This is a genomic window from Microbulbifer hydrolyticus, assembly GCF_009931115.1.
Lineage (GTDB): Bacteria > Pseudomonadota > Gammaproteobacteria > Pseudomonadales > Cellvibrionaceae > Microbulbifer > Microbulbifer hydrolyticus.
The window spans coordinates 459,914-475,836 of the sequence record NZ_CP047491.1 but is presented as its reverse complement, the minus strand read 5'-3'; the positions used below and the strand labels follow the sequence as shown (position 1 = coordinate 475,836).

The window sequence follows — 15,923 nt, the reverse complement described above, 5'->3', positions numbered from 1 at the left end:
GATTCGTCGATTTGCCTCCTGTCCGCCACGCGGCTGGAGGCAAATTTATGTAAATATTCCCACCCTTTCAGCGCTGTCATTTATTCTGGCGCAATTGTTGCTTCGGCAATCTGTTCTGGGCGTGCCAACGTATCCTTGTGGTCGGCAGGTTCGGAACTGGCCGGTGCACGGTCCAGCGAATTTCAAAAATCCAGGTATTTCACACACCCATGAATTCCAACGGCGTATTCAGTCCGGGCGTTATTCGCCCCGCGCGTGCGGCACTCGCACTCCTTGCCACCCTTATTTTCCCTACCGCCCTTCTCGCCCAGGGTGGCCCGAACAGCGGGCCGGTACCGGTGCGCACGGCACCGGTAGAGCTGGAGCAGATCTCCAACCCGGTGGAGGCACTGGGCACCACCAGGGCCTGGGAGTTCGTATCCCTGCGCGCGGGGGTCACAGAACATATCAGCCGCATTCATTTCGAGAGCGGGCAGCGGGTCAAGGCCGGTGATGTACTGGTGGAATTGAGCCACGGCGAAGAGCTGGCGGAACTGGCGGGCGCCCGCGCCACCCTGCAGCGCTACGAGCGCGACGAAAAGCGCCTGCGCGGACTGGTGGGCAAGAACCTCACCACCCGCGAGCAGCTGGAGGTCGCGCAAACCCAGGTGGCCGAGAGCCGCGCACTGATCGACGGCCTGCAGGCGCGCATCGACGACCGCATTATCCGCGCACCGTTCGACGGCCAGCTGGGGCTGCGCAATATCAGCGTCGGCAGCCTAGCCACCCCCACCACCGAGATCACTACCATTCAGGACATCTCCAGGCTGAAACTGGATTTCACGGTGCCGGAGCGGCAGCTGTCGGCCATCTCCGGGGGCATGAAGATTGAAGCCCGCAGCCAGGCCCACCCCAAGCGCGTATTCAACGGCGAGGTGATGATTGTCGAAGCGCGGGTGGACCCGCAGACCCGCGCCTTTACCGTGCGCGGTCGCCTCGACAACCCCGATGGACAACTGAAACCGGGCATGCTGCTGCGCGTGCGGATCGTCAGCAACCCCCGCGAAGCACTGACCATTCCCGAGGCCGCACTGGTACCCATGGCCGGGGACCAGTCGGTGTTTGTGGTGAAAAAAACCCAGAGCGGGCATATGGTGCAGCGACGCGATGTGGAATTGGGCCACCGCTATGAGGGCAAGGTGGAAGTGCTCTCGGGGCTCGCCCAGGGTGAGCAGGTCGTGACCCGCGGCACGCTGCATATCCGCGACGGCCAGGCGGTTACCGTGCAATCTGAACGCGGGGCTGCCAACCAATGATCATCAGTGATACGGCGGTCAAACGCCCGGTTTTTGCGCTGGTACTGTCCCTGCTGCTGGTGGTGTTCGGCCTGATCAGTTTCGACCGGCTGGCGCTGCGGGAATACCCGGATATCGACCCGCCCATCGTGTCCATCGACACCAACTACCCCGGTGCCTCGGCAGATATTGTCGAGACCCGCATTACCCGCCTGATCGAGGACCGCATTGCCGGTATCGAAGGCATCAAGACAGTGAACTCGTCGAGCACCGACGGGCGCTCGCGGATTTCCATCGAGTTCAACATCAACCGGGACGTAGACGGCGCGGCCAACGATATCCGCGACCGGGTTTCCGGTGTGCTGAACAACCTGCCGGTAGAGGCAGATCCGCCGGAGATCGAGAAGGTCGACAGCAGCGATGACGTGGTGATCTGGCTGAACCTGACTTCCGACCGGATGACGGTGCCGGAGCTCACCGACTACGCCAACCGTTATCTGGTAGACCGCTTCTCGGTACTGGACGGCGTAGCCCGGGTACGGGTGGGCGGCGCCAAGGACTTCGCCATGCGCATCTGGCTGGACCGCGGCGCCATGACCGCGCACAACGTCACCAGCGCGGATATCGAACAGGCGCTGCGGGCGGAAAACCGCGAGCTGCCAGCGGGCTATCTGGAGTCCACCGATCGCCAGTTTACCCTGCGCCTGCAGCGCCAGTTCCAGAGCGCCGCGGATTTCGCCCGCCTCGCCATCGCCACCGGCGACAGCGGCCATGTGGTGCGCCTCGGGGATGTAGCACGGGTGGAACTGGGTTCCGCGGAAGATCGCTCCACCTTCCGCGGCAACGGCGAACCCATGGTGGGTATCGGCATCACCCGCCAGTCCACCGGCAATATTGTCGCGGTGGCGGAAGCGGCCAAGGCGGAGATGGTCAAGGTCAACAAGACCCTGCCCGACGGTATGCACCTGAGCCAGAGCTACGACGCCTCGGTGTTTGTATCCGAAGCGATCAAGGAGGTATACACCACGCTGGTGATCGCCGTGATCCTGGTGACGCTGGTGATCTACCTGTTCCTGGGCAACTGGCGCGCGACCCTGGTGCCCGCGGTCACCGTGCCAGTCTCGCTAATCGCCACCTCCATCCTGCTGTACGCCTTCGGCTTCAGTATCAACCTGCTCACCTTGCTGGCACTGGTGCTGGCCATCGGCCTGGTAGTGGACGACGCGATCGTGGTGCTGGAAAACATTTTCCGGCGCATGGACGAATACGGTGAGCCTCCGCTACTGGCCGCCTACCGCGGCGCGCGCGAAGTGGGCTTTGCGGTGGTGGCCACAACCATGGTGCTGGTGGCAGTGTTTGTGCCGATCACGTTCCTGGAAGGAGATATCGGGCGGCTGTTTTCCGAGTTTGCGCTGACCATGTCGGCCGCAGTGATCTTCTCCTCCATCACGGCACTCACCCTGTCACCGATGCTCGCGGCGAAACTGATCCGGCCCAACGACCAGCACAATGCGGCCACGCGGTTTATGGACAAGACCCTGACCCGGGTTCAGCACAGCTACAGCGGCGGGCTGGACGTCCTGCTGCGCAAGCACTGGATCGCCGGCATCGCGTTTGTGGCGGTCATGCTATTCGCCGCCCTGTCCTTCCGGATGATCCCCACCGAGTATGCGCCGCGGGAAGATCGCGGCTCCTTTTTCCTGCTGGTGAATGGCCCCGAGGGCGCGAGCTACCAGTACATGCAGGAATATATGGACACCATCGAGGAGCGGCTGATGCCGCTGGTGGAAAAGGGGTACGTCAACCGGCTCCTGGTGCGCTCACCGCGCTCCTTCGGCACTTCCGCCACCTTCAATACCGGTATGGTGATCTTCACCCTGGCGCCCTGGGGCGAGCGTCCGTCGGCGTTTGAACTGATGAACCAGGTACGCGCGACGGTGAGTGACCTGAGCGGGGTGCGCGCCTTTCCGGTGATGCGCCAGAGCTTCGGCGGCGGTCTCGGCAAACCGGTGCAATTTGTGCTCGGCGGTAGCAGCTACGAGCAACTGACCCAGTGGCGGGACCAATTGAACAATGCGATCGACGCGTCCAACCCCGGGCTGCTCGGCGTCGACTGGGACTACAAGGAGACCCAGCCGCAGCTGCGTATCAATGTGGACTACGAGCGCGCCGCGGACCTGGGCGTGCAGGTCAGCGATGTGGGCACCACCCTGCAGACCATGTTCGGCTCATTGCGCGCCACCACCTTCATCAATAACGGGGAAGAGTACGATGTGATTCTGGAAGGGGAGCGGGAGTTACAGCGCACCCCGGACAGCCTGGAAAACCTCTACGTCCGCTCCTCTACCACCGGTGAGCTGATCCCCTTGCAGAGCCTGGTGGAAGTTTCCGAATACGCGGACTCACCGCAGCTGCAGCGCTACAACCGGGTGCGCTCCATCACCCTGGACGCAAACCTCGCGGATGGACTGGTACTCGGTGAGGCGCTGGAATACCTCAACAACCTGGTGGACGAAAACCTCGAAGGCACTCCGGTGATCGACTACAAGGGCCAGTCGAAGAGCTTCCAGGATTCCAGCAACACCATCCTGTTTGCCATTCTGCTTGGCGCACTGGTGGTGTTCCTGGTCCTCGCCGCCCAGTTCGAGAGCTTTATCCACCCGCTGGTGATCATGTTCACCGTGCCCCTGGCCATGGCCGGCGCCCTGCTGGGCCTGCTGCTCACCAACCAGTCCCTGAACATCTACAGCCAGGTGGGACTGATCATGCTGGTAGGACTGGCGGCCAAGAACGGGATTTTGATCGTGGAGTTCGCCAATCAGCTGCGGGACCGCGGGGTGGAGTTCGGCCAGGCGTTGCGCCAGGCCGCGGAAACCCGACTGCGCCCGATCCTGATGACCGGCATCACCACCGCCGCAGGTTCTCTGCCACTGCTGCTGTCGTCCGGCGCCGGCTCGGAAACCCGCGCGGTGATCGGTACCGTGGTGCTGTTCGGAGTGCTCGCGGCAACACTGTTCACGGTATATATCGTGCCTGTGGCCTACGACCTGCTGGCGCGCCGTACCGGCTCACCAGGGCAGGTAGCGCGGGATGTGGCAGCGCTCGATGCGCAACACCCGGTGAAGAACAGCGACTGAGTGGCGGCTCTTTTTGCGCAGGGGTATCCGCATCGACAAATTTCTTTTAATCTTTTGCGATCGGGCGCAACTTTTTTTCGCGCCCGCTCGTCTAATTGGCAGTACTTCAGGAAGACACTGCAAACCGCAATCAGGGATACCCATGGGCAAGCGACTTACCGCCATCATTGCACTGATCACTCTGGCACTGGTCATGGCGGCCTGTGACCAGCAGGCCTGTTATCAGGATGGTAATAGCGGCAAACGAAAGCCGCCAATGCCGTTTGCCTCTACCGCAACCGACCTCAGTCCAGTACTAAGCCTGATCCACCCCTACTGATCGCCCGTAACGAGCAACCTCAGGCTCTGTCGGCTGCCTTATTCTCCCAGCAATTTGCCTATCTGCCGGTCATTCAGGCCAAACAGGTACAGTGCCGCATCCAGCCCAAACCCATCAATTGCCTGTGGAGCCTCCGCGCGCACTTTGGGTTTCGCGTGGAACGCGATACCCAGCGCACCCAGAGACAGCATGGGCAGGTCGTTGGCGCCATCACCCACCGCAATCACCTGCTCCAGCGACAGGTGCATCTCCTCCGCAATTTCCTGCAGCAGAGACGCCTTGCGCGCACCATCCACAATGGGATCGATCACGCCGCCGGTCAGCGCGCCGCCATCAAACTCCAGCTGGTTGGCATGGATCACATCCACCGCCAGGTGATTGTCTTTCAGGTAATTGGCGAAATAGGTAAAGCCGCCCGAGAGAATCGCGGTTTTACAACCGAGCGCGCGCAGCGCGCGCAGCAGGCGCGGGGCACCGGGCATAACCGGTAATTGCGGGGCGATTTCGGCGAGACTAGTCTCGGTAAAGCCTTTCAGCAGCCCCATCCGCTTGCGGAAGCTCTGCTGGAAATCCAGCTCCCCACGCATGGCAGCGAGGGTGATCTCAGCCACCTGATCGCCGACGCCGGCAATCTTGGCCAACTCGTCGATAACCTCCGCCTGGATCAGGGTGGAATCCATATCAAAGCAGGCAAGGCGCGGCGTGCGCTGGGTACCGCCGGGCTGCAGCGTCAGCTCTACGCCGAGCTCCCCGGCCAGCTCCAGCAGCGCCAGCCGTGCATCGTGGAAATCCAGCTCACCGTCCAGTTGCAGGCGGAGCGCGCTGCAGTCGGGGCGGCAGGCGAGAATATCCAGCCCACGCACCGGCCAGCCACGGTTATCCAGAAACGCTTTCAGCTGTCTGAGCTGGGCTTCCTGCACACATTCGGCGAGCAGGGTCAGACACCAGGGCGCGGTCACCGCAGCGGGCGAATCGGGCATGTTGTCCGTATGGGAGACCGGGAAAACCTGCTGGCTGAGGGCGGCGAGGGAGGAGTAGGTAACTGCGTCCATGACTGACTCTTTTTGGCGTTGGGGCGGGCACTGGGCGACCAGAGCACCGGGAAAAGACCGCGCATTATAGCCCGGCGCCTTTTTTCGCTGAAGAAGTGGGATAAAATCAGCCCCTGTACTGCCAGCGACACCATAACAAGATGAAAAACTTTCTCGCCAGCCTGTCCGAATTCTCCAGCAGCCTGCCCCAGCGGCTCGCCGGACTCACCCGCAAACAGCAGCGCCAGTTGCTGGCGGCCGCCATCTGGCTCACCCTGGCCGGTTTTTGCCTGGCCACCCTCGGCCACGCGTACGGCCAGCAACAGTCCGCAGCCTTCGCCCGCGACCGGGCGAGCGCCGAGGCGGCGGCAAAACTGCTGGCGAGCCAGAGCCTGGAGCAGATCGTGGCCGGCGACCGCATCAGCCTGCAGATGCTCGCCCAACAGGCACTGGCACTACCCTCGGTGCGCGGGGTGACCATTCAGGATGTGGATTCCAATCCGCTGGCACAGGCGGGCACACGTGATCGCGGCGAGATGATCACCCAGCCAGTGGTGCTGCATGACAGCCTTGCGGGTAGTGTGGCCCTGAATATCCAGCCGGGAGCGTCGGTCTCCTATCCCTGGGCCAGCCTGCTGCTGTGCCTGATCTTCGCACTGCCGTTCAGCGCCGCCTGCGCCCTCGCGGTGACCCAGATCAGGCCACAACAGCCGCGCAAACCGCTGATTGCCCCCAAAGCCAAACCCAAACCACCACCGGAAGTCACCGCCGGCCTGTACCTGCGTCCGCTGAACTGGGCTCAGCTGGGCAACCAGCTGTCCCGCAGCGCCGTCGACAGCCTGCAGGCGGAACTTGAACAGCGCCTGCAGCTGCTGACCCGCATCTACGACGCCCGTCCCCTACCCAGCTCAGGCCCGTTCGTGGGGCTGGGGTTTGCCGGCGACGACGCGGCCTTTCGCGCGGTGTGTGCGGGGCTGCTATTGCGCGGGTTACAGCAGTCGAGCCGCGCCACAGGCCTGCAACTGGCGCTGGCGGTTCTTCCCACCAGGCCAGAGCAGATCGACTTTAACGGCGAACAGCTGTTGAGCCAGCCACGCGGGCTGGCGCTACACCCGCAGCTACAGGGTGACGAATCCCTCGAGGACCGCATCCAGTGCCACACGACCAGCTGGGGCGCCGAGATTACCGGGCTCAGCCCGAAGCTCCAGCAACTGCTCGACAACCAGTTGCAGCAGCTGGTGTCTGCCGGATGACCTAACGCTTATATCCCGCCCCGTTTTAATCGCATATTAGTTGTTGCTTTCCCCTATAAATCTTCGTGATCGGGTCTTCGCGACCCTTTAATACCCTCCACTTGGGTTTCGGTTTGTCGCCTGCCGCTTTCGACCGGTGAGCAAATCGAAAATAAAAAGGTTCGCCCGCCCTCGCGGCGTGGAGGTTTTCATGAAGCGTTCTTACGCAGGATTGGCCTGCGGGTTGGGAGCCACAGCTCTTCTGGCCCTGTCCGGCTGTACCAGCATGGAGGATATGACCGGCACCACAACGGCCGTCAATCTCACCAAGGACCGGCCGGGTTACTACTCGGTGCAGGGTCGTTACTACCACTGTCATGAAAACGGACGCTGTCACAACGTCCGGCATCCCAATTACTACATGGGCGGCGGCCAGTACCGTTCGCACATGTCGCGGCCCCGCGTCACTCAGCCTCGCTGAGCCTTCACTAAACACAGTCAAACCGACAACAGAAAACCGGTATCCACAGTGCGTCCGTGCTGAGAATACCCGTTGCATGCCCCTCGGAGGTCCCCTATGAAGAGCATTGTCAAAAAAGGCCTGTTGGCCGTCACCGTGTTCGGTACCCTTACCCTGGGTGCCTGTGTTTCCGATGGTTACTACAGTTCCGGCAGTACCGGATATTCGACGTATCCCTACTCCCGGCCATATGTGTATCCATCCGGTAGTGTCTCCTTCTACTATTCGTCGCCGCGCTATTACCGGTACGGTCATCCCCGCTACTATCGCGGTGGCTACTATCGCTATCACGGCCGTCACTACTACAATCGTCCCGGCCATCGCCCCGGCCGCCACTACTACAATCGTCCACACTACAACCGTCCGCACTACAACCGTCCGCACTACAACCGTCCCGGACATCGTCCCGGACATCACGGTCATGGTGGGCATCATCGCCGCTAAGCCCGGCACCCGGACCAGGGTATGAGTTAACTCATACCTTGGTCATACAGACCCGCAACTCCCGCCGCTGCTAGGATTCATCCAAAGAATAAGCATCTGCGGGAGTTCACCGTGCAGCAGAACCAATCACACTCCGTCCTGATCACTGGTTCCACCAGTGGAATCGGACTCGCCATTGCCCACTGTTTCGCACGTGCCGGCCACCATGTGATGTTGCATGGCCTTGCCAGCGATGAAACCGCACAGGCACTGCGCGCCGAGTTTGCCGGCTATTCCGGCAACCAGGGATTCAGCGCGGCGGACATCTCCACCGAGGCCGGCTGCGCCCAGCTGGTGGCAGACACCCGCGAAGCCATCGGCAACCCCTCGATTCTGATCAATAATGCCGGTATCCAGCACACTGCACCCGCGCACGAATTTCCCGCCGAAAAATGGCAGCAGATTCTGGCCATCAACCTCAGTGCCGGTTTTTTTCTCAGCCGTGACCTCCTGCCGGCAATGCGCAGCAATGGCTGGGGCCGCATCATCAATATCGCCTCGGTACACGGCCTGGTAGCGTCCGAACACAAATCCGCCTACTGTGCCGCCAAGCACGGCCTGGTAGGGCTGACCAAAGTACTTGCCCTGGAAAACGCCGACCGCAACATCACCGCCAATGCCATCTGCCCCGGCTGGGTGGAGACACCGCTGATCCAGCCGCAGATCGAAAATATCGCGAGGGAGCAGCAGGTGGACCTGGACACCGCACGCGCAGAACTGGTCGGTGCCAAACAGCCAATGGCACGGGCTACCAACCCCAGTGCCATCGGTGAACTGGCGCTATACCTGTGTGGAGAATTCGCCAACACCATTACCGGTGCGGCCTTACCGGTGGACGGTGGATGGAGCGCACAGTAGTATCCATCGCACCCAGTTCATTTATTCTTCAGGGTGCTGCCGTGAACTACCAACTGCTGATTGCCGACGACCATCCGCTGTATCGCGATGCGCTGGCAACCACCCTTACCCCGCATTTCCCCAATGCCGACCTGCTGCAGAGCGAAGACCTGGAATCCACCCTGGATCGCCTCTGTCGCACCGAAGTCGATCTGCTGTTACTGGACCTGAATATGCCGGGCAGTGAGGGTTTCAGCGGGCTGGCGCGGATTCGCAATGACTTTCCTGCGGTACCGGTGGTGGTTGTTTCCGGCAGCGACCGGCACGCCGTCATCCAGCAGGCCGCGGGGCTCGGCGCCAGCGGCTTTCTCTCGAAAACCGCGCGGCCAGAGGAAATCGTGCAGTGTATCGAGTGTGTGCTGGCCGGGGATCAGTGGTTCAGCGAAGAGGCATTACAGGCGGAGAGTGAAAGTGCGCTGGCGGAAAAGCTAGGCCAGCTCACACCGCAGCAGCTGAAAATTTTCCAGATGATTGCCCAAGGCATGCTGAACAAGCAGATTGCTTACGACCTGGATATCACCGAGCCGACGGTAAAAAGCCACGTCACGGCCATTTTGCGCAAGCTCGAGCTGCGCGACCGCAAACAGCTGATCCGCGAAGCCCAGGCCCTGATCCAGATCTGAGCCACGCCGACTCTGAAGCACTCATATCAAATAAAGTGCTGCACCTTGTTCTTGTAACTGCGGCTCATTTTCAACCGCTCACCGTTATTCAGCACCAGATGGTATTCGCCATTTATGTGTGCGCAGATCTCGCGCACGCGCCTCAGATTGACGATGGTTGAACGGTGAATGCGCTGGAAAACTTTCGGATCCAGTTGCTGCTCCAGCTCTTTCATGGTGATGCGCATTACGTGGGTTTCGCCATTGGCATGCACGCACATGTAATCACCGGCAGCGTCAATCCAGTCAATTTCCCGCGCGGGTACCAGAGTGATTTTCCCGGAATCCTTGATCGCAATTTTTTCCGGGTAGCGACTGCTGCCGAGCTCACCTGCGGCCAGCTTCTGTTCCAGCGCTGCCGGGGATTCCTGGGTGAGATCCGCGACCGCCTCCAGTAGCTGCTCGCGCTGGGCAGCGAGATTCTCACTGCCGAGCTTTTCCCGCACCCGCTGCAGGGCGCGGCTAAGACGATCTTCCTCAATGGGTTTCAGAACGTAATCCACCGCGTTGACCTCGAAGGCCTCTACCGCGTATTGATCGTAAGCGGTGACAAAAACAATCTGCGGCATTTCCTCTTTCGGTAACAACTGCACCAGCTCCAGGCCCGTCACACCCGGCATCTGGATATCCAGAAAGGCCACGTCCGGCTTGAGGCTTTCTATCTGCTCTTTTGCCTCGCGGCCATTGCCGCACTCGGCAACCACCTCGACGCCACCGAGGTGTTCCAGGCGCAACCGCAGCCCCCGGCGAGCCAGGGGCTCGTCGTCCACAATAATGACTTTCAAACTGTCGCTACTCACCGCTCATCACTCCACCTATGAATACCGTTTCCCTGTCGCCCCGACCAAGGTGCTAATCCCGCTCAAAGGGAATTCGTAAATGTACCGCGAGCCCACCCTGTGGGCGATTGCAGAAGCGGGTCTTTTGCTCCTCACCATAAAGGGCCTGCAGCCGCTCACAAGTGTTGCGGATACCCACACCCGACCCTTTGCCCAGCTGCGCCAGCTCCGCCTCGGGCACGCCGGGACCGTTGTCGCTGATTTCCAGCAGCAGCTCACCGGCAAAAACCCGCGCCTTGATGGTGATCTCACCACCCCACTCGCGCTGGGAGATACCGTATTTGATCGCGTTTTCCACGATGGGTTGCAACAGCAGACTGGGAACCAGTGCATGCGGGGCGTCACCATCGAGGTCCACACTCACCTGCAGACGGTCGGCAAAGCGTACCTTTTCAATATCCAGGTACAGCATCAGCGCTTCCACCTCTTTCGCCAGGGTCACCTTCTGCATCGGGTCATTGTCCAGCGAGTGGCGCAGGAACTGGGACAGGCGCGTCACCATGCTGTTCGCGGTCTTGCCGTCCTGATCCAGGATCAGGGTCGAGATCGCGTTCAGGGTGTTGAACAGGAAGTGCGGGTTAAGCTGGTAGCGCAGCATCTTGAGCTGTGACTGGTGGGCGATGGATTCCGCCCTGAGCGCCTTTTCCTGCTGCAACAGCGATGCCTGGTAGTACTTGATGCCATAGTACAGCGCGGTCCAGGTCATATAGATCAGGAACGAATAGGAGAACCAGTAGACCGCCATCACCAGGGGATGCTCATCGCTCTCCTTCCCGTACAGCCACAGGTTGCCGCCGTACTTGATCGCCGCCCACATTACCGCGCCCAGGATGATGACTCCGAGTGTGCCCAGCAGGCGCTGCGCCGGTGGCTTGTCCCACAGGCGCTGGAAACCCCGGCGCATACCCTCGGATATTGCGATACCGGAGGCGGTGGCCACGGCGATATAGCCCGAGTAGAGCCAGTGGTTCTCCACCCAGAAAAAGCCGCCGATAAACGTCAGCAGGGTGTAACCCGCCCAGCCACTCCACTGCAGCGCCCAGTACTGGTTGCGCTCGGAGGCCAGCCACTCGGACAACCAGTTAAAAACAGAAGTACCCATAAATCTCCAAAAATGCGCAGAGAATGCGCCAATCTGGGAAAATAGCCTAAATGACGGCGGGCGTGGGCGAAATACCACCAAACGCAGCAATCTGACGGACTGCCGCAGAAAGCGGCCCAGCACAGGAATTCTGGATGAACTATTGGCTATTCAAGTCGGAACCGGACGAGTACAGCCTCGATGACCTGAGAAGCGAACCGGGTCATATCGGACGCTGGGATGGCATCCGCAACTATCAGGCGCGAAATTTTTTACGGGACAGGGTGCAGCAGGGAGATGGCGTCCTCTTCTACCACAGCGCTTGCAAGGTTCCGGCCGTGGTCGGCACCGCGCGCGTGGTGCGCGCCGCCTACCCGGACCCGGCGCAGTTCGACCCGGAAAGCAAATACTTCGACCCCAAGGCCAGCCCTGAGAATCCCCGCTGGTTCTGCGTCGACATTGAGTGGCAGAGCGCGTTTGCGCGCCCGGTGGCCCTGAAGGAAATCAAGCAGAACCCGGCGCTCGAGGAAATGGTGCTGGTAAAGCAGGGCCGACTGTCGATCCAGCCGGTGACCGCCGATGAGTGGTCACTTCTGCGCAGACTGGGCGGTGCCAGCTGAAACAATCCGCCACTCAGAAAAACTCTGCGATGTCCCCAAGGGGCTTTTTGTCGATCGCCGGCACCTGAGCCCCATCTGCCGGTCGCCCGGCCACCACAATCATGTAGGGCCGCTCACTGGTCGGGCGCTTGAGGATGCTGTTGAGAAACTTCATCGGGCTCGGGGTGTGGGTGAGCGTCGCCACCCCCGCATTGTGCAGCGCCGCCAGTAACAGGCCGGTTGCGATGCCCACGGATTCTGCGGTGTAGTAGTTTTTGCGCTGTGCGCCCTGTTCGCCCTCGGAGAATTTCTTCAGGAAGATCACGATCAGGTAGGGGGCCGTTTCCAGAAATGGCTTGTGCGCATCAGTCCCCAGCGGGGCGAGGGCATCCAGCCACTCTTCCGATGCACGCCGCTGGTAAAACTCCCGCTCCTCCGCTTCCGCCGCCAGGCGAATTTCACGTTTTACCGCTGCAGACTCCACCACGCAAAAGTGCCAGGGTTGCATGTTGGCGCCACTCGGTGCGCTGCCGGCAGTGCGCAGGGCATCTTCAATGACCGCGCGCGGTACCGGCGCCGCGGAAAAATCCCGCACCGAGCGGCGCGTGCGCATCCGCTGGTAAAACGCTTGTGCACGTTCGCCCATGGTGTCGTCATCGAGACGCTCGAACTGCAGTGGCACAAAACCCGCTGAGTCGGCCATATCAGACCACACCCTTGGTGCGGGCAATGAACAGACTGAGGAGCGACAGCAAAGTAAGGACACCGACAATAACGCCCAGCAGCAGGAACGGGCGGAAGGGTTTGCGCTCCACATCGTTGTACCCGGATTTCAGGTACTGATCGACGCGGGCCTGATCCTGGTCGGAGAGTTTCTTCGGCGGGATTGGCGCATCGGCTTCAGGTTTTGATGCAGGCTCTCTTGCAGACATGGTCACCCGGAACTTTTTTATTGTGATGAACCGAGTGTAGGAGATTCAGCGAAACGAAAAAAGCCCCGCATAAGCGGGGCTTCGTGGCCAGCAGGGTGTGCTGTCACCGGAGAAGGGTCAGAACAGCTCCTCTTCCAGGTCCATCAATGTGGCACTTCCGGCTTCCACGCTCGTGGCCAGCGCCATAGCCTGCGGCAGCAGGCGGGCATAGTAGAAACGCGCAGTTTTCATCTGACTGCGATAGAAGTCGTCATCCCGGCCGGCGGCGACGCTCGCGACTTTCGCCCACATGTAGGCGTAAGCGACAAAACCGAACAGGTGCAGGTATTCCACGGAGGCGGCACCCGGGGCGTTCGGATCTTCCTTCGTCGCCTCGATCACCGCCGCAGTCACATTCTTCAGGCGCTGCAGCTCAGTGGCCAGCGGCAAAATGAATTCGGCCAGCGCCTCATTCTCTGCATTGGCGTTGATAAATGCCTGCACATCGGCGGCAAACAGCTCAAAGTAAGCGCCACCGTTGGCAACGGTCTTGCGGCCGATCAAGTCCAGCGCCTGGATGCCATTGGTGCCCTCGTAGATCTGGGTGATCCGCACGTCACGCACCAGCTGCTCCTGGCCCCACTCGCGGATATAGCCGTGGCCGCCAAATACCTGCTGGCCGAGCACGGTGCAGTCGAGGCCCTTGTCGGTGAAGAACGCCTTGGCGACCGGTGTCAGCAGCGCCACCATTGCTTCCGCCTGCTGCTTTTCCTCACCCTCGGAGAACTTCGCCAGATCCAGCCACCTGGCCACATAGGTTGAGAGCGCACGGGCGCCGCCAATGTAGGCCTTCTGGGTCAGCAACATGCGGCGCACGTCCGGATGTACGATGATCGGGTCGGCAGATTTTTCCGGTTGCCGGGCACCGGACGGTGAACGGCTCTGAACCCGCTCGCGGGCGTATTCGATGGCGCTCTGATAGGAGCGCTCAGAGGCACCGAGCCCCTGGATACCCACACCCAGGCGCTCGTAGTTCATCATGGTGAACATGGCCGCGAGGCCCTTGTTCAGCTCGCCCACCAGCCAGCCCTTGGCACCGTCATAGTTCATGGCACAGGTGGCAGAGGCCTTGATACCCATCTTGTGCTCGATGGAGCCACAGGTCACCGCATTGCGCTCGCCCAGGCTGCCATCCTCGTTCACCAGAATCTTCGGTACCAGGAACAGGGAAATGCCTTTCGGCCCCTTGGGCGCGTCCGGCAGTTTAGCCAATACCAGGTGAATGATGTTTTCGGACAGGTCGTGGTCGCCGCCGGTGATAAAGATCTTGGAACCAGTGATGCGGTAGCTGCCGTCGTCCTGCGGCTCCGCCTTGGTGCGGATCATTCCGAGGTCGGTACCGGCATGGGGCTCGGTCAGGTCCATGGCCCCGGCCCAGGTGCCGGCATACATGTTCGGCAGATATTTCTGTTTCAGCTCCTCACTGCCATGGGCGTCCAGGGCCAGGCAGGCGCCGTTAGTCAGCACCGGATACAGGGCAAAAGAAATATTCGCGGAGCAAAGCATTTCTTCCACCTGGGCACCGAGCATCTTGGGCATCCCCATACCGCCGAATTCGGGGTTGCCCACCAGTGCACCCCAGCCACCCTCACAGTAGGTGGTATACGCTTCCGGGAACCCCTTGGGCGTGGTGACCACACCATCGTTCCAGTGACAGCCTTCCTCGTCACCGGAGCGATTAATCGGATCCAGGGTATTGGCAGCCAGCTTGGCCATCTCTTCCAGGATCGCATCGGCGGTCTCGCGATCGGCGGTCTCCGCCAGCGCCGGCAGGCGCGCCCACAGTTTGTCCGCTTCAAATACTTCGTGCAGCAGGAAATTCATCTCGCGCAGTGGTGCCTTGTACTCGGCCATGATCTCGCCTCTCCGGTTGTGTTCGGGTAACTGAATCAATCGTAGAACAGATTAGTTCAATCGTTTGTTTCAAACAGATGTTTGAAATCTAGGCCCAAGCACTCCCCAAGTCAAGCCGGGAGCCCCTTATAGGGGGGGGAAGACAGGCTGAACCCGGGGTCCAGCCTGTTCGCGAGGGCTTATTCGGAAGAAGATAGCAGCGGGGAGAGGTCGAGGTGGGCGGCGCCATTGCGGTAGTCGCCATGTTCATCATGGGCGACCACACCCAGGCAGGGAGCGGGCAGGAGTGCGCGCAGGGTCATCAGGTTTTCTTCCGCCCGCGGCATCTCGCCCTGCGGCCCGCGCGCAAAGTTTGCCACCCAGCCCGCCAATGGCAGGCCATCGCGACGAATCGCTTCTGCCGTCAGCAGCGCGTGGTTGATACACCCCAGCTCCATGTTCACCACCAGGATTACCGGTAACTCCAGCGCTTTCGGCAGGTCGGACAGAAACTGACGCGGTGTCAGTGGCACCCGCCAGCCGCCCGCGCCCTCGATCAACACCAGGTCGGCCTTGCCGCTCATCACCCCGCGGCAGATCCCTTCCAGCCGGGAAGTATCCAGCCGCTTGCCCGCCTCCATGGCGGCGATATGCGGTGCAATGGCCGGCTCCAGTGCAATCGGGTTTACCTGCTGGTATTCCAGGTCCTGAGTCATGGCATCCATCAGGGTCAGGGCATCACTGTTGCGCAGCCCATCCGGGGTTTGCTCGCAGCCGGAAGCGATCGGTTTCACCGCGGCGGTCTGCAGCCCCTGCTCCGCGGCCTTGTGCAGCAGCGCGGCAGTCACATAGGTCTTGCCCACTTCGGTATTGGTGCCAGTTACAAAAAACGTACGGGTCACGGAATCTTCCTCAATCTGTTCGGTCTTTTTTATTGACGCCTCTTTAAACGTGGTCTACTTGATGATAAATTGACCACTCAGAGCATTAATCATACAACCCACTTCGCCATTATACGGTTCGGGTTAGGATAATTGCCTAATAA

The 15,923-nt window shown here is 60.8% G+C and carries 16 protein-coding genes; 9 read left to right on the top strand and 7 right to left on the bottom strand.

Annotation, left to right across the window (positions count from 1 at the left end):
- The first annotated feature begins 209 nt into the window (after positions 1 to 209).
- The 3 genes from GTQ55_RS02000 (at position 210) to GTQ55_RS01990 (ending at position 4,730) form a co-directional block, all read left to right on the top strand.
- Entirely contained in the window at positions 210 to 1,295 is a 1,086-nt protein-coding gene (locus GTQ55_RS02000; protein WP_161857225.1) for an efflux RND transporter periplasmic adaptor subunit, read from the top strand.
- Positions 1,292 to 4,411 carry an efflux RND transporter permease subunit gene (locus GTQ55_RS01995; protein ID WP_161857224.1) on the top strand — a complete coding sequence of 1,040 codons (3,120 nt, stop codon included), beginning with the start codon at positions 1,292 to 1,294 and terminating at the stop codon, positions 4,409 to 4,411. The genes GTQ55_RS02000 and GTQ55_RS01995 overlap by 4 nt, the downstream gene beginning before the upstream one ends.
- A gap of 142 nt (positions 4,412 to 4,553) precedes the next feature.
- The gene (locus GTQ55_RS01990) at positions 4,554 to 4,730 is read left to right on the top strand and encodes a hypothetical protein (protein WP_161857223.1); all 177 of its coding nucleotides are present in this window, start codon (positions 4,554 to 4,556) and stop codon (positions 4,728 to 4,730) included.
- A gap of 38 nt (positions 4,731 to 4,768) precedes the next feature.
- Here GTQ55_RS01990 and serB read toward each other — a convergent pair whose 3' ends face one another.
- Positions 4,769 to 5,782 (bottom strand): phosphoserine phosphatase SerB, encoded by a 1,014-nt coding sequence (gene serB / locus GTQ55_RS01985; RefSeq protein ID WP_161857222.1) that lies wholly within the window; start codon positions 5,780 to 5,782, stop codon positions 4,769 to 4,771.
- Positions 5,783 to 5,922: 140 nt separating this feature from the next.
- On the opposite strand from serB, the gene GTQ55_RS01980 reads away from it, so the two are divergent.
- The 5 genes from GTQ55_RS01980 (at position 5,923) to GTQ55_RS01960 (ending at position 9,516) form a co-directional block, all read left to right on the top strand.
- Positions 5,923 to 7,014: a hypothetical protein gene (locus GTQ55_RS01980; RefSeq protein WP_161857221.1), complete on the top strand. Its 1,092-nt coding sequence runs from the start codon at positions 5,923 to 5,925 to the stop codon at positions 7,012 to 7,014.
- A 223-nt stretch (positions 7,015 to 7,237) separates the two neighbouring features.
- Complete coding sequence (locus tag GTQ55_RS01975) at positions 7,238 to 7,474, top strand: hypothetical protein (protein ID WP_161857220.1); 237 nt, start codon at positions 7,238 to 7,240, stop codon at positions 7,472 to 7,474.
- Positions 7,475 to 7,570: 96 nt separating this feature from the next.
- A complete protein-coding gene (locus GTQ55_RS01970; protein ID WP_161857219.1) occupies positions 7,571 to 7,957 on the top strand; it encodes a hypothetical protein in 387 nt (128 codons plus the stop codon).
- A gap of 111 nt (positions 7,958 to 8,068) precedes the next feature.
- Positions 8,069 to 8,854, top strand: a complete 786-nt coding sequence (locus tag GTQ55_RS01965; RefSeq protein ID WP_237567776.1) for a 3-hydroxybutyrate dehydrogenase — start codon at positions 8,069 to 8,071, stop codon at positions 8,852 to 8,854.
- Between the two features lie 41 nt (positions 8,855 to 8,895).
- Entirely contained in the window at positions 8,896 to 9,516 is a 621-nt protein-coding gene (locus tag GTQ55_RS01960) for a response regulator (RefSeq protein ID WP_237567775.1), read from the top strand.
- A 26-nt stretch (positions 9,517 to 9,542) separates the two neighbouring features.
- Here the strand turns inward: GTQ55_RS01960 and GTQ55_RS01955 are convergent, their stop codons facing one another.
- Both GTQ55_RS01955 and GTQ55_RS01950 read right to left on the bottom strand, forming a co-directional pair.
- Positions 9,543 to 10,355, bottom strand: a complete 813-nt coding sequence (locus GTQ55_RS01955; protein WP_161857217.1) for a LytR/AlgR family response regulator transcription factor — start codon at positions 10,353 to 10,355, stop codon at positions 9,543 to 9,545.
- A 52-nt stretch (positions 10,356 to 10,407) separates the two neighbouring features.
- Positions 10,408 to 11,496, bottom strand: a complete 1,089-nt coding sequence (locus GTQ55_RS01950) for a sensor histidine kinase (protein ID WP_161857216.1) — start codon at positions 11,494 to 11,496, stop codon at positions 10,408 to 10,410.
- Positions 11,497 to 11,630: 134 nt separating this feature from the next.
- Here GTQ55_RS01950 and GTQ55_RS01945 point away from each other — a divergent pair, with 134 nt between their 5' ends.
- Complete coding sequence (locus tag GTQ55_RS01945; protein ID WP_161857215.1) at positions 11,631 to 12,095, top strand: EVE domain-containing protein; 465 nt, start codon at positions 11,631 to 11,633, stop codon at positions 12,093 to 12,095.
- A gap of 13 nt (positions 12,096 to 12,108) precedes the next feature.
- On the opposite strand, the gene GTQ55_RS01940 is transcribed toward GTQ55_RS01945, so the two are convergent.
- The 4 genes from GTQ55_RS01940 to bioD all read right to left on the bottom strand — a co-directional run bounded on the left by GTQ55_RS01940 (position 12,109) and on the right by bioD (position 15,780).
- On the bottom strand, positions 12,109 to 12,777 hold the full coding sequence (locus tag GTQ55_RS01940) for a nitroreductase family protein (protein ID WP_161857214.1): 669 nt from the start codon (positions 12,775 to 12,777) through the stop codon (positions 12,109 to 12,111).
- 1 nt (position 12,778) lies between these two features.
- Complete coding sequence (locus tag GTQ55_RS01935; protein WP_161857213.1) at positions 12,779 to 13,006, bottom strand: DUF3094 family protein; 228 nt, start codon at positions 13,004 to 13,006, stop codon at positions 12,779 to 12,781.
- A gap of 117 nt (positions 13,007 to 13,123) precedes the next feature.
- Positions 13,124 to 14,899 carry an acyl-CoA dehydrogenase C-terminal domain-containing protein gene (locus GTQ55_RS01930; RefSeq protein ID WP_161857212.1) on the bottom strand — a complete coding sequence of 592 codons (1,776 nt, stop codon included), beginning with the start codon at positions 14,897 to 14,899 and terminating at the stop codon, positions 13,124 to 13,126.
- Positions 14,900 to 15,078: 179 nt separating this feature from the next.
- Positions 15,079 to 15,780 (bottom strand): dethiobiotin synthase, encoded by a 702-nt coding sequence (gene bioD / locus GTQ55_RS01925; protein WP_161857211.1) that lies wholly within the window; start codon positions 15,778 to 15,780, stop codon positions 15,079 to 15,081.
- Positions 15,781 to 15,923: the final 143 nt, after the last annotated feature.

Bases quoted from the DNA above. Each gene is read 5' to 3' on its own strand.
- GTQ55_RS01935 (WP_161857213.1), bottom strand. From the start codon at position 13,006: ATGTCTGCAAGAGAGCCTGCATCAAAACCTGAAGCCGATGCGCCAATC.
- GTQ55_RS01930 (WP_161857212.1), bottom strand. From the start codon at position 14,899: ATGGCCGAGTACAAGGCACCACTGCGCGAGATGAATTTCCTGCTGCAC.
- GTQ55_RS01990 (WP_161857223.1), top strand. From the start codon at position 4,554: ATGGGCAAGCGACTTACCGCCATCATTGCACTGATCACTCTGGCACTG.
- GTQ55_RS01940 (WP_161857214.1), bottom strand. From the start codon at position 12,777: ATGGCCGACTCAGCGGGTTTTGTGCCACTGCAGTTCGAGCGTCTCGAT.
- serB (WP_161857222.1), bottom strand. From the start codon at position 5,782: ATGGACGCAGTTACCTACTCCTCCCTCGCCGCCCTCAGCCAGCAGGTT.
- GTQ55_RS01970 (WP_161857219.1), top strand. From the start codon at position 7,571: ATGAAGAGCATTGTCAAAAAAGGCCTGTTGGCCGTCACCGTGTTCGGT.
- GTQ55_RS01950 (WP_161857216.1), bottom strand. From the start codon at position 11,496: ATGGGTACTTCTGTTTTTAACTGGTTGTCCGAGTGGCTGGCCTCCGAG.
- GTQ55_RS01980 (WP_161857221.1), top strand. From the start codon at position 5,923: ATGAAAAACTTTCTCGCCAGCCTGTCCGAATTCTCCAGCAGCCTGCCC.
- GTQ55_RS02000 (WP_161857225.1), top strand. From the start codon at position 210: ATGAATTCCAACGGCGTATTCAGTCCGGGCGTTATTCGCCCCGCGCGT.
- GTQ55_RS01995 (WP_161857224.1), top strand. From the start codon at position 1,292: ATGATCATCAGTGATACGGCGGTCAAACGCCCGGTTTTTGCGCTGGTA.
- GTQ55_RS01945 (WP_161857215.1), top strand. From the start codon at position 11,631: ATGAACTATTGGCTATTCAAGTCGGAACCGGACGAGTACAGCCTCGAT.